Origin of the sequence: Microbispora triticiradicis, from assembly GCF_005864065.1 — a bacterium.
In the GTDB taxonomy this organism is placed as follows: Bacteria; Actinomycetota; Actinomycetes; order Streptosporangiales; family Streptosporangiaceae; genus Microbispora; species Microbispora triticiradicis.
Map to the genome: position 1 here is coordinate 1 of NZ_VANP01000024.1, position 12,904 is coordinate 12,904.

A 12,904-nucleotide genomic window follows, 5' to 3' on the forward strand; every position below is an offset into this window, starting at 1 on the left:
GCGCCATCGCCGCCGCCCACACCGCCGGCATCCTCACCCTCACCGACGCCGCCGCCCTCGTCACCACCCGCGCCCGCCTCATGCACACCCTGCCCCCCGGCGGCGCCATGACCGCCATCAACGCCACCGAAACCGACATCACCCCCCACCTCGCCGCCTATGAGGGCAGGGTCACCATCGCCGCCGCCAACACCCCCACCTCCACCGTCATCAGCGGCGACCACGACGCCGTCACCCACCTCACCGAACACTTCCGGCAGCAGGGACACAAGGTCCGGGCCCTGACCGTCAGCCACGCCTTCCACTCCCCCCACATGGACCCCATCCTCGACGACTTCCACAAAGCCATCGACGGCCTGACCCACACACCCCCCACCCTCACCTTCGTCTCCGACCTCACCGGCACCACCACCCCACCCGACGGACCCGACTACTGGACAGACCACCTGCGCAACCCCGTCCGCTTCGCCGACGCCACCCGCACCCTGCACGACCACGGCGCCACCACCTACCTCGAAATCGGCCCCGACGGCATCCTCACCGGCCTGATCCGCGAGACCCTCGACGGCACACCCGGCCTGGTCGCCGTTCCCGTGCTACGCCGCGACCGGCCCGAACCCCACACCGCCGTCACCGCCGCCGCCCACACCCACACCCACGCCCACGCCACCCCCGTCGACTGGACCGCCATCCACGGCCCCGCCACCCCCGTCGACCTGCCCACCTACGCCTTCCAGCACGAACACCTCTGGCTCACCCCACCCACCCGCCAGACCGACCCCGCAGCCCTCGGCCTCACCACCACCGCCCACCCACTGCTCGGCGCCGCCCTCACCCTCGCCCACAACGACACCACCGTCTACACCGGCACCCTCTCCCTCACCACCCACCCCTGGCTCACCGACCACACCGTCTTCGACACCCCCATCCTCCCCGGCACCGCCTACCTCGACCTCGCCCTCCACGCCGCCGACCACACCGGCCACACCACCATCGACGAACTCCTCCTCCACGCCCCACTCGTCCTGCGATCGGGCCGTAAGGTCCGGGTGCAGGTGATCGTGAACGGCGCGGACGCCGACGGGAACGCGACGCTCGACGTGTACTCACGCGACGAGGGAGAGCACGGTGAGTGGACCCGCCACGCGACCGCCGTACTGACCAGGGACGACTCCGAGCCCGGCTTCGATCTGACCGTCTGGCCGCCCGAGGACGCCGTGCCGATCGAGGTGGAGAGCGTCTACGACGCCCTGACCCTGGCAGGCCTGCCGTACGGCCCGGCGTTCCGGGGGCTGCGCACGGCATGGCGGCGCGGCGGCGAACTGTTCGCCGAGGTGACGCTCCCGCAGGAGGCGGACGGCGACGTCACGGGCTACGGCGTGCACCCGGCGCTGTTCGACGCGGCCGTGCACCTGCCGGCGTGGGCCGGCCTGGCGGAGGTCCCGGAGGGGCACAACCGGCTGCCGTTCGCCTGGAGTGGGGTGCGCCTGCACGCCACCGGCGCCACCGACCTGCGGGTACGCGTCAAGCTGGGCGACGCCGGGTCGCTGTCACTGCAGGCCGCCGACCCCACCGGCGCGCCGGTCGCCTCCATCGACACCCTCACCGCCCGGCTCGTCTCCGCCGAGCAACTCAGCGTCTCCCGATCGGCGCCCGACGACAGCCTGTTCCGGGTGGAGTGGTCACCGCTCGAGCTCCAGCCGGCGGCGCGCGAGGCCTGGGCCGTGCTCGGCGACCGCGACCTCCACGAAGCCCTGCGCCAGACCGTCACCGCCTCCTACTACGACGACCTGACCGCCCTCACCGACGCCGTCGACGCCGCCGAACCCGTCCCCGACGTGATCGTCCTACCCGTCGGCTCCCACCTCCACCAGGAACACCCTGTCCGGGACGACGACACCGAGCCCGCCGATCCGGAGCGGTCCACATCCGCCACCGGCAACGAGACGGGCGATCACGGCAGGGCGGGCGGAAACCCGGTGGCGGCGGCGCATGCGGTGACCGAACGCACGCTGACCACCCTGCAGACCTTCCTGACCGACGACCGCCTGACCACCACCCGGCTGCTCGTCCTCACCCACCACGCCGTCGCCACCACCAGCCGGCAACCCATCGACCTCACCACCGCACCCGTCTGGGGCCTGGTCCGCTCCGCCCAGACTGAACACCCCGGCCGCATCCACCTCATCGACCACGACCACAACACCCCCAGCCTGCTCCCCCAAGCCGTGACCACCGCCCGCCACCACGACGAACCCCACACCGCCCTCCGCGACGGAACCCTGCTCACCCCCCGCCTCACCCCACACACCACCCCACACACTTCCGAGGACGCTCAACCGCGTGCCTGGAACCCCGACGGGACCGTCCTGATCACCGGCGGCCTCACCGGCATCGGCGCCCTGCTCGCCCACCACCTCGCCACCAACCACCACATCCGCCACCTCCACCTCATCGGCAGACGCGGCCACCACACCCCCGGCGCCGACACCCTCATCCACCAACTCACCCAAGCCGGAGCCCACGTCACCGTCACCGCCACCGACATCACCAACCCCCACGCCGTCCAAAACCTCATCACCTCCATCCCCCCCGACCACCCCCTCACCGCCGTCATCCACGCCGCCGGCATCACCCACGACACCCCCCTCCACACCCTCACCCCCACCCACCACCTCCACCCCGTCCTCGCCCCCAAAATCGACGGCGCCACCCACCTCCACCACCACACCCGCCACCACGACCTCGCCGCCTTCATCCTCTTCTCCTCCATCAGCGGCCTCCTCGGCGGCGCCGCCCAAGCCAACTACGCCGCCGCCAACACCTTCCACGACGCCCTCGCCCACCACCGCCACACCCAGAACCTCCCCGCCACCAGCCTCGCCTGGGGACTATGGGCCCACACCAGCACCCTCACCGCCGGACTCACCTCGGTGGACCAGGCGCGGATCAGGCGGACCGGGCTCCGGCCGCTGACCGCGGACCAGGCACTCGCCCTCTTCGACGCCGCCGCGTTCAGAGACGCCGGCCTGCCCCTGGTCGTCCCGACCGGTCTCACGTCCACCGCGGAGGCGCCGCCGCCCCTGCTGCGGGGAGTCGTCCGGCAGGCCCGCCGCGCCGCGCGCGGCGCGGCGTCCGCGGGTTCCTCCCCCACCGCCCGGCTCACCGGGCTTACCCCCGAGGAGCGGAGCGCGGCCCTGCTCGACCTGGTCCGCACCGAGGTCGCCACCGTCCTCAGCCACCCCGACCCCCACACCATCCCCCCCGACCGCCCCCTCATCGAACTCGGCCTCGACTCCCTCACCGCCGTCGAACTCCGCAACCGCCTCACCACCACAACCCACCTCCGACTCCCCGCCACCCTCACCTTCGACCACCCCACCCCCGAGGGCATCGCGGCGTACCTCGACCGTGAGCTGCCCGGCTCCGCCGAGGACCCGGCCGGTGCGGCCCGCCGTACCGGATCAGCTCCGGCGGGAGGGCTCGCCGCGCTGCACCGCCGCATGCACGAGACGGGCAAGCACGACGAGGCGGCGGGGCTGCTGGTCGCGGCATCGCACGTACGCGAGCACTTCGCCGCGCCGGACCGGGACCGGCACGCGCTGCCCCCGGTCAGGCTCGCGACCGGGCCCGGCCGCGTCTCCGTGGTCTGCTTCCCCGCGCTCAGCGCGATCTCCGGGCCGCACGAGTACTCCCGGTTCGGGCAGGCGTTCCGGGACGACCGGAACGTGTACGTCGTGCCGTCGCCGGGGTTCACCGACGGGGAGGACGACCTGCTGCCCGGCTCGCTGGAGACGCTGATCCAGATGAACGTCGAGGGCCTGCGCCGGTGCGTGGCCGACGACGAGCCGTTCGTGGTCGTCGGCCGTTCCATGGGCGGCGCCGTGGCGCACGCCGTGACCCTCGCCCTGGAGGAGCAGGGCCTTCGACCGGCGGGGCTGGCGCTGATCGACAGCTACCCGATCGACGCCTCCGCCCAGGAGGGCATGGAGTGGTGGCAGGGCGCCATGATCGGCGGCATGCTCGAACGCATCGACCGCTTCGACATGACGCTGCACGACACCAGGCTGACGACGATGGGCGCCTACAACCGGTTGTTCATCGGCTGGCAGCCGAAGCCCCTGGACACGCCGATCCTGCTGCTGCGGGCCGTGGAGCCGCTGCGCGGCACCACGGTCGACCCGGCCGATCCAGCGCGCTGGCAGGCGTACTGGCCGGTGTCGCACGAGACGGCCGACATCCCCGGCGACCACTTCACCACGCTGGAGGAGCACGCGGGCACGACCGCGGAGGCGATCCGCACCTGGATCGGCACGCTCCGCCTCGACGAGCCGGCGGCGTGAGCCGTCCCTCGGCCGCCGGGACAGGTCAGATCAGGCGGAGGCGGTCCCGTCCGCGCCGGCGGCTCTTCCCGCGCGGGGCAGGACCCGCTGGACGGCCTCGCGGGAGCCGGTGACCTGCAGACCCTGCTCCTCGGCGTCGTCGAGGGCGACGCTGCCGCTGAAGAGCGCGAGGACGCGCGGTGGCGGGCCGGTGATCGTCGCGTCGGCGTCCGGGTCGGCTCCCAGGCGGAGCGAGACCCGGCCGCCGTCGGCGTCGATCACCACCGCCTGGTCCCCGGCGCGGACTTGGATCGAGACCGAGGGCCGATCGGGTTCGTGGTCGGCGAGGAACATCCGGACCGGCAGGCGCAGCCACTGGCCGAGAAAGGCGTCCTCGGGCCGGTAGTCGCGCATCAGGGGCACGCCCCAGCGGCCGAGCGCGGAAAGGACCGGCTCCAGTTCGCCTCCGCGATCGGTGAGCCGGAACAAGGTGGTGGCGATCGGAGGCGGGGCGTCCTCGCGTTCCACGAGACCGGCGGCCTCCATCTCGCGCAGACGGTCCGCGAGCAGGTTCGTGGCGATTCCCGGCAGCCCGGAGCGCAGGTCGGTGTAGCGGGAGGGACCACGGGCCAGAAGCTCACGAACGATCAACAGCGTCCACCGATCACCGATGACGTCGAGGGCCTTGGCCACGGAGCAGTACTGACCATAGGAGCGCACGCCGCCAGCCTACCAGGAGCGCTTGAGAGAATCACACACTCGCTTGACTTTCTTGTCTAAGCACTTTAGAAGTACGTCCATGGCTTCTCTCGACAGGCGGGCCGCCGCCGCGGACGCGGATCCGTCCTCAGGCCCGCCCCCCTTCGCCCCGCCCCCGGGCGCCGGTCACCCACGTGCCGTCTTCGCCGTGCTGGCGCTGGCGGTGTTCGTCTCCACGCTCGACGTGTTCATCGTCAACATCGCCGTCCCGGCGATTCAGGCCGACTTCGCGCACTCCACCGTGGCCGACGTGTCCTGGGTCCTGAACGCCTACGCGATCGTCTTCGCCGCTCTGCTGGTGCCCGCCGGCAAACTCGGCGACGTCGTCGGCCGGCGCCGGGTCTTCACGGCCGGCCTGCTCGCGTTCGGCCTGGGTTCGGCCCTGTGCGCGGTCGCACCGTCCCTCGGGTTCCTCATCGCCGCCCGCGTCCTGCAGGGAGCCGGAGCCGCCGCGATCACCCCGGCCTCACTCGGCCTTCTGCTGCCCTCCATCCCACCGCGGCGCCGGGCGGCCGCGATCGGCGCCTGGTCCGCCCTGGGCGCGGTGGGCGCCGCCTCGGGCCCGTCACTGGGCGGGCTCCTCACTCAGGTCGGCTGGCACTGGATCTTCATCGTCAACGTTCCCCTGACCGTGATCGTGCTCGCCGGCGCGTATCGCGTGCTGCCCGAGATCCGCGATCCCGCCCGTCCGCCGCTGCCCGACGGTCTCGGCACCGTCATCCTCGTCGCCGCCGTCTCCCTCGCCAATCTCGGCCTCGTCCAGGGGCACTCGTGGCACTGGGACGGACGGGTGGTCGGCTGCTTCGCCGCCGCCGTCGTGCTCGCGGCCGTGTTCGCGGCGCGCTCCCGGCGTCACCGCGCCCCGGTCCTGGAGCTGAGCATCGTGCGCGTCCCGGCGTTCGCGCTGTCGAGCCTGTCGGCGGCCCTGTTCTCCGCCGCGTTCTCGGCGATGCTGCTCGCCAACGTGCTCTTCCTCACCGGGACCTGGCACTACTCGATCCTGCGGGCCGGGCTGGCCCTGACTCCCGGACCCGTCGCGGCCGCGGTGTGCGCGCCGTTCGCCGGCAGGCTCGCGCAGCGCGTCGGGCCCGGACTCGTCGGCGGCGCGGGCGCCCTGCTGTTCGGAACCGGTTCGGTGATGTGGGTCGCGTTCATCGGAGCGGAGCCCGCCTACTGGTCCCTGTTCCTCCCCGCCATGCTCATCGGCGGCAGCGGAGTGGGCCTGGCCCTGCCCGCGTTCACGATCGCCGCCACCTCCACCCTGGCGCCACGGACGCTGGCCACCGGCATCGGCGCCCAGACCATGTTCCGCCAGATCGGTTCGGCCCTCGGCGTCGCCGCCTTCGTCGCCGTCTTCGGCACCCCCACAGCGTCCACCGTGATCGGCGCCCACGACGACGTCCGGTGGTTCATGATCGCCACCGCGGCGGGCGCCGCCCTCGCCCTCGCACTCATCCGCCGGCCACGCCCCGGCGCGACCGGCACGCCGGATGCGGCCGACCGGCACCCGGCCGGCTGACGACACGATCAGGAGAAGAGACATGAACGGTGAGATCGCGGCGCTCTCCCAGGTGGCCACGTGGCCGAACGCGGACCGGCGCGTCAAAATCGTGCTGGCGAACCAGTTCAGGGCCGCCGGGCTCGACATGGAGGGGTTCGAGTTCTTCTCGGACCTGTCGTCCCGGACGCCGGGCGACGGGCTCCTGCTGGCGCTCGCCGGCGCCTTCCAGGCCCGTCTGGACGGCCAGGCCGGGGCGGCGATCGCCAAGCTCGACGCCGCCACCTCCCTGGACCTCGGGCTGCCCCACTACTATCGCGGAACCTCCCTGGCCGGCCTGCCCGGATGCGCGGGCCGCGCGGAGACCGTGGTCGCGGACCTGGAGTTCGTCCTCATGGTCAAGGACCAGTTCCCGCCGGGCTTCATGCGGCCCGTCCACGCCGCGCTGTCACGCGCGTACGACCTGCTCGGCCGCACCGAGGAGGCCGCACGGGCGCGCGGGCGCGCCGGTGACCCGGCCACCGACCACCTGATCACCGACCACTGGGGGAGCCCCGAAGACGGGTTCCGTTTCGTCCCCCGGCGCATGGTCGAACACGCACCGGGCGTCCACGTGGCGCAGGGTTACGACTTCGCCGATGTCGGCTTCGTCCTCACCGGCACCGGGGTGGTCGCCGTCGACGCCGCGAGCACACCCGAGCACGCGGCCGCGGCCCTCCGCGACCTTCGCGAGATCACCGACCTGCCGGTCACGCACGTGATCCTCACGCATGCCCACTGGGACCACATCGGCGGACTCGAGGCGCTCACGGCCGACGGCGCCGAGGTGATCGCCCAGGCGAACTTCCCCCACGAACTCGCGCTCCAGAGCTCCGGCCCGCCGCCGCTCGGCTACTACCTCCCGATCGGGCACGACCGCCGCGCCCGGGTCGAGCCCGATCGGCTCGTGCACGACGTGGAGAAGCTGACGATCGGCGGAGTGGACTTCACCCTCGTCCCGGTTCCGGGAGGCGAGACCGAGGACGGGCTGGTCGTTCACCTCCCAAGCCTGGAAGTGGCCTTCATCGGCGACATGTGCATGCCCTATCTCGGCGCGCCGACCCTCGCGGAAGGCTCCCCGCAGGGCCTGTTCCAAGCCATGCAGACGGTCATGGACCTGCACCCGCGCAAGCTCGTCCACGGGCATCCCGCGCTGACCGAGAACTACACGATCGAGGCCTTCCCCGGGCTGCTGGCGGCGCTGCGCGACCTGGAGGGGGTCATCACGGCCGGAATCTCGGACGGTCTGACGCTCACCGAGATCCTTCGGCTCGACCATCTTCCGGCGAGCCTCAGGGACCATCCCGCCTCGGTCATGCCCTACCTGGTCACCCGCGACAACTTCATCCAGCGCGTGCACCGCCAGCGGACCGGATACTGGCACCGGAGCGGTGAGGGAGTCGAGCGCTTCACGTCCGGCGAACTGTCGGCCGCCGTGGACCTGCTGGGCGGCGGGAGCGCCTCGGCCTTCGTCACGGCGGGACTCGAACTCGCCCGGCGCGGCGAGCACCCACTGGCCCTGCACATCGTCGACCTCGGCCTGCTCAGCCACCCCGGCGTTCCCGAACTCGCCGGCCTGCGGCAGAGCCTGCTGCAGTCGATGGTCGCGCGGAACCAGATGCTCAACCCGTTCAAGTTCATGCACTACGCCTCGCTCGCCGGCCTCGAACTGAGACCGACCGGCTGATCCCGCACTCGGCGGCGCCGGACGTGAAAGTTTCGGGTGCCCTGGGCGGGGCGGACGGCCGGGGGCGAGGTCACCGCGGGTGGGTGAGCCGGCGGGGCGGGCCGGGCGTTGCCCCCGTCCCCGGACCGCGTCTATGGTCCGGGGACGCCCGAAGCCGAAGATCGACGCTCCGCCTCCGCGGCCACGTGACGCCAACGCTTCGCCTGGTTCCTCACCGCGGCCCCCGTCCGGTCCTGGCCGGCGGGGCGGCGCCGATCGCGGCCCCGCCCGTCCCGTCCACCCAGGTGAGGCACCCATGAGACGCATGCGCGCGTGGTTCACGGCGCTCGGCACGGCCGTCCTGACGATCGCCGGGCTGATCATGCCCGCACCGGTCTTCGCCGCCCCCGCGACGCTTCGCCCCGGCGTCCTGTGGTACGACACGGCGGGCAACCGGCTGCAGGCGCACGGCGCCGGGGTCTTCAAGGTCGGCTCGACGTACTACATGGTCGGCGAGGACAAGACCGCGGGCGCGACGTTCACCGCGGTCGCCTGCTACTCCTCGACCGACCTGGCCACCTGGACCCGGCAGGGCAACGCGCTGAGCCGGCAGAGCAGCGGAGACCTCGCCGCCGGGCGCATCGTGGAGCGGCCGAAGGTGATCTACAACTCGTCGACCGGCCAGTACGTGATGTGGGTGCACATCGACAACTCCTCCTACGGGGACGCGCGGGCCGGGGTGGCCACCAGCCCGACACCGTGCGGGCCGTACACCTACCGCGGCTCCTCGCGTCCGCTCGGGTTCGAGAGCCGGGACCTGGGCCTGTTCAAGGACGACGACGGCACGGCGTACCTGCTGACCGAGGACCGTGCCCACGGCCTGCGCATCGACCGGCTGTCCGCCGACTACACCCAGGCGGTGAGCACGACGGCGGTGCTCGCCGACCTGGAGTCCCCGGCGATGGTCAAGGTGAACGGACGATACTTCCTGTTCGCCTCGCACCTGACGGGCTGGTCCACCAACGACAACGCGTACGCCACCGCGTCCTCCCTGTCCGGGCCGTGGAGCGGCTTCACCACGTTCGCCCCCAACGGCAGCCGCACGTTCGACTCCCAGACCTCCTCCGTCGTGCCGGTCACGGGGTCGTCGGGCACCACGTACGTCTACGTCGGCGACCGGTGGAACCCGAACGACCTCAACAGCTCGACGCCCGTCTGGCTGCCGCTCACGATCAGCGGTTCCACCGCCTCGATGAGCGCGTTCTACGACTCCTGGACCATCGACACGGCGACCGGCACCTGGGCGGCCACGTCGACTCCGCCGCAGAGCTTCACGCTGGTCGGCGCCCAGTCGGGGCGCTGCCTCGACGTCGCCGGCGGGGCCGCGAACAACGGCTCGACCCTCCAGATCTACGACTGCAACGGCGGCGCGGGCCAGAAGTGGTCGCTGACCTCCTCCGGGGAACTGCGCACGTTCGGCGGCACGAAGTGCCTCGACGTGTTCGACCAGCGGACCACGGCGGGCGCCCCGGTGGGCATCTGGGACTGCAACGGCGGCGCCAACCAGAGGTGGACGGTCAACTCCAGCGGCACCGTCGTCGGCGTCCAGTCGGGCCTGTGCCTGGACGTGAACGGCAACCAGACGGCCAACGGCACCAAGGTGCAGATGTGGACGTGCAACGGCGGCGCGAACCAGCGGTGGACCCGCACCTGAGACCCCGCCGTACCTGAGACCTCGCGGCCCCGCGCCCGAGCCCGGCGCCGGATACCCGGCCCGGGCCCGGACGCGCGGGCGGGTCACGGGGGTCACGGCCGGTCAAGGCGGGTTACGGCGGGATCGCCTCGATCGCGGACCTCAGGCGGCGCAGCGCGGGCCCGAGGTCGTCCAGGGGCGGCGTGGCCAGCGCCAGCCGGATCGCGGGGGGACTCCAGGCGCCGGTGGCGAACGCGTCGGCGGTGGACACGAGGATCCCCTCCTCCGCGAGCACGGCCGCCACATGGTCGGGACGCTGGTGCGGCTCCAGGCCGAGCCAGACGATGTACGACCCGGGGTGGGCGACGACGTCCATGCCGCCGAGCGCCGCCCGGGCGATGCCCTGCCGGGCGGCGGCGTCCCGCCTGCGGGCCTCCTCCAGCCGGGTGACCGTGCCGTCCGTGATCCAGCCGGTGGCGAGCGCGGTGACGAGCCCCGGCGCGCTCCACGCGGCCGAGCGCAGGCTCCTGGTGACGGCCCCGGCGAGCCGTCCGGGCACCACGGCGAAGCCGAACCGGAGCCCGGCCGCCACGTTCTTGGACAGGCCGGCGACGTAGCAGGTGCGCTCCGGGGCGAGGGCCCGCAGCGGAGGGGGCGGCGCGGCGTCGAGGAACGCGTACGTGCCGTCCTCGACGATCAGGCAGCCGGCGGCGCGGGCGATCTCGACGACGCGGGCGCGCCGCTCCCGGTCGAGGACCCAGCCGAGCGGGTTGTGCAGGGTGGGCATCGCGTAGATCGCGCGGACGGGCCGCGTGCGGCACAGCCGGTCGAGCGCGACGAGGTCGGGGCCCGCCGGGGTCACGGGCACCGGCGCGAGGTCGAGGCCGTGCGCCGCGGCGAGGAGCCTGATGCCGGGGTAGCTGAGCGCGTCGACGGCCAGCACGTCGCCGGGCCTGGTCAGCGCGCGCAGCACGGCGTCGAGCGCCTGCTGGGTCCCGCCCGTCAGCAGCACGTCGTCCGGCGCGGCGTCGATCCCGCGGTCGAGCAGGTAGGTGGCCACGACCGCGCGGTCGTGGCGGCGTCCGCCCGGAGGGTGCTGGCGGAGCAGCGACTCGACGTCCCCCGACGCGGCGAGGGTCCGCAGGGCCAGGCGCAGCGCGCCGGCCTGGTCCGGGGCCAGCGGCTGGTTGAACGACAGGTCGGCGACGCGCGGCACCGGCAGGGCGCGTGACGGTTCCGGCCCGTCGTAACCGGACCGGTGCCGGACGAACGTGCCGCGCCCCGGCTCCCCCACGACGAGCCCCATCGCCGCCAGTTCGGCGTAGGCGCGGGTGGCCGTGCCCAGCGCGATCCGCCGTTCGCGGGCGAGATCGCGGTGCGCCGGGAGCCGGGCTCCCGGCGGGAGCGCGCCGGAGCGGATCGCCGCCGCGAACTCGTCGACGATCCCCTTGTAGGTCGGTGGCCGCATGCCGGGTGAGCCCTGTATCTGGGACGATTTCTGGATCGTCCCAGATTACGGTTCCTAGGCTCGGTGCGACCACCTCCCCGCGTACGGAGCGAACGGAGCCCCGGGCATGACCATCCACGTGGAGCGGAACGACCACCTGGCGACGATCACGATCGACCGGGAACGCAAGCTCAACGCGCTCGACTATCCGGCCGTCGACGAGCTGCTCGCCGCGCTCGACCGGCTCGACGCCGACGACGCGGTCCGCGTGGTCGTGCTGACCGGCGCCGGCAGCAGGGCGTTCAGCGCCGGGGCGGACATCCCCTCCCTCGCGGCCAGCGTCGCGGGCGGGACCGAGCGCGCCCTGCGTGAGATCGTCCGCCGTGGTCACGCGCTGACCCGGCGGATCGAGGAGTTCCCCAAACCCGTGATCGTCGCGGTCAACGGGCTCGCCTACGGCGCCGGTTGCGAGATCGTCGAAGCCGCCCCGCTCGCGCTCGCCGCCGAGCACGCGGCGTTCGCCAAACCCGAGATCACCCTCGGGTTCCCTCCGCCGTTCGGCGGTTCCCAGCGGCTGCCGCGCCACGTGGGCCGCAAGCGCGGCCTGGAGATGATCCTGACCGGCGATCCGATCCCCGCCGCCAGGGCCGCCGAGATCGGACTGGTCAACGCCGTCGTGCCCGCCGCCGACCTGCTCGGCGCCGCGCGGGACCTGGCCGGCCGGATCGCCCGGCACGCGCCGACGGCCGTCGCGGCCTGCCTTCGGTCGGTCACCCGGGGGATCAACCTGCCGATCGACGAGGGGCTGGCGGTCGAGGCTGCCTGCTTCGCCGCCACCGTGCCCACCGACGGAGTGCGGGACGGCCTGCGCCGGTTCCTCGACCGCTCCGACCGGCCCTGAGGGCCGCAAGAGCCGGCCGCACGAGCCAGCCACACGAGCCGACCGCACGAGCAGGCCGCACGAGCAGGCCGCACGAGCCCGGCGGTGGGGACGCGACGCGGCCGGCGCCGCGCCCCCGCAGCGCCCCCTCCCCGCGCTCCTTGGCGGCTGCCTCAGCCGCTGAGCTGCTGCAGGATGCCCAGACGGTCGGGGAGCACCTCGTACTCCACGATCCTGCCGTCGCGGAACCGGATCGTGCTGATGCTCTGGCCGCTGAAGCGGCGTCCGCTCGGCGGGGCGCCGAACACCTCGCCGCGCTGCACGCCCTCGATGGTCCAGTAGACGACGACCCGGTCGCCCTCGGCGACGGTGTCCGTCACGGTCGCGGTCACGCCTTCGACCGCCGAGCGCAGCCAGGTGATGTGCTGGACGAACCCCGCCCGCCCGAGGTTGCCCCCGGCGGGCACCGCGCCGTCCGTCGCCTCGTCGGCGACGATCTCGTCGAGGACGTCGAGCCGCCCCTGCGAGACGACCTCCTCGTAGAAACGCCTGGCCACCGTACGGTTGATCTCGGTGGTGCTCGTCTCCGTCGTGCTCATC

8 protein-coding genes are annotated in these 12,904 nt (G+C 73.1%); 5 read left to right on the forward strand and 3 right to left on the reverse strand.

What is annotated here, in order from left to right:
• On the forward strand, positions 1–4,343 hold a 4,343-nt coding region (locus FED44_RS38280), incomplete at its 5' end, for an SDR family NAD(P)-dependent oxidoreductase (RefSeq protein WP_138463265.1).
• 30 nt (positions 4,344–4,373) lie between these two features.
• Here FED44_RS38280 and FED44_RS34265 read toward each other — a convergent pair.
• On the reverse strand, positions 4,374–5,042 hold the full coding sequence (locus FED44_RS34265) for a winged helix-turn-helix transcriptional regulator (protein WP_138463266.1): 669 nt from the start codon (positions 5,040–5,042) through the stop codon (positions 4,374–4,376).
• 79 nt (positions 5,043–5,121) lie between these two features.
• Between FED44_RS34265 and FED44_RS34270 the strand changes: the two genes are divergently transcribed.
• From FED44_RS34270 to FED44_RS37890, 3 genes are all read left to right on the forward strand, one after another.
• Positions 5,122–6,600 carry an MFS transporter gene (locus FED44_RS34270; RefSeq protein ID WP_138463267.1) on the forward strand — a complete coding sequence of 493 codons (1,479 nt, stop codon included), beginning with the start codon at positions 5,122–5,124 and terminating at the stop codon, positions 6,598–6,600.
• A 22-nt stretch (positions 6,601–6,622) separates the two neighbouring features.
• Positions 6,623–8,305 (forward strand): MBL fold metallo-hydrolase, encoded by a 1,683-nt coding sequence (locus tag FED44_RS34275; RefSeq protein ID WP_138463268.1) that lies wholly within the window; start codon positions 6,623–6,625, stop codon positions 8,303–8,305.
• Between the two features lie 295 nt (positions 8,306–8,600).
• On the forward strand, positions 8,601–9,998 hold the full coding sequence (locus tag FED44_RS37890) for a lectin (RefSeq protein WP_138463269.1): 1,398 nt from the start codon (positions 8,601–8,603) through the stop codon (positions 9,996–9,998).
• Positions 9,999–10,110: 112 nt separating this feature from the next.
• On the opposite strand, the gene FED44_RS34285 is transcribed toward FED44_RS37890, so the two are convergent.
• Positions 10,111–11,445, reverse strand: coding sequence for an aminotransferase-like domain-containing protein (locus FED44_RS34285; RefSeq protein WP_138463270.1), 1,335 nt, complete (start codon positions 11,443–11,445; stop codon positions 10,111–10,113).
• Positions 11,446–11,551: 106 nt separating this feature from the next.
• Here FED44_RS34285 and FED44_RS34290 point away from each other — a divergent pair, with 106 nt between their 5' ends.
• Positions 11,552–12,325: an enoyl-CoA hydratase-related protein gene (locus tag FED44_RS34290; RefSeq protein WP_111699480.1), complete on the forward strand. Its 774-nt coding sequence runs from the start codon at positions 11,552–11,554 to the stop codon at positions 12,323–12,325.
• 152 nt (positions 12,326–12,477) lie between these two features.
• On the opposite strand, the gene FED44_RS34295 is transcribed toward FED44_RS34290, so the two are convergent.
• Positions 12,478–12,903, reverse strand: a complete 426-nt coding sequence (locus FED44_RS34295) for an ester cyclase (RefSeq protein ID WP_111699481.1) — start codon at positions 12,901–12,903, stop codon at positions 12,478–12,480.
• Between the last annotated feature and the right edge of the window lies 1 nt (position 12,904).

Bases quoted from the DNA above. Each gene is read 5' to 3' on its own strand.
- FED44_RS34270 (WP_138463267.1), top strand. From the start codon at position 5,122: ATGGCTTCTCTCGACAGGCGGGCCGCCGCCGCGGACGCGGATCCGTCC.
- FED44_RS34275 (WP_138463268.1), top strand. From the start codon at position 6,623: ATGAACGGTGAGATCGCGGCGCTCTCCCAGGTGGCCACGTGGCCGAAC.
- FED44_RS37890 (WP_138463269.1), top strand. From the start codon at position 8,601: ATGAGACGCATGCGCGCGTGGTTCACGGCGCTCGGCACGGCCGTCCTG.
- FED44_RS34285 (WP_138463270.1), bottom strand. From the start codon at position 11,445: ATGCGGCCACCGACCTACAAGGGGATCGTCGACGAGTTCGCGGCGGCG.
- FED44_RS34290 (WP_111699480.1), top strand. From the start codon at position 11,552: ATGACCATCCACGTGGAGCGGAACGACCACCTGGCGACGATCACGATC.
- FED44_RS34295 (WP_111699481.1), bottom strand. From the start codon at position 12,903: ATGAGCACGACGGAGACGAGCACCACCGAGATCAACCGTACGGTGGCC.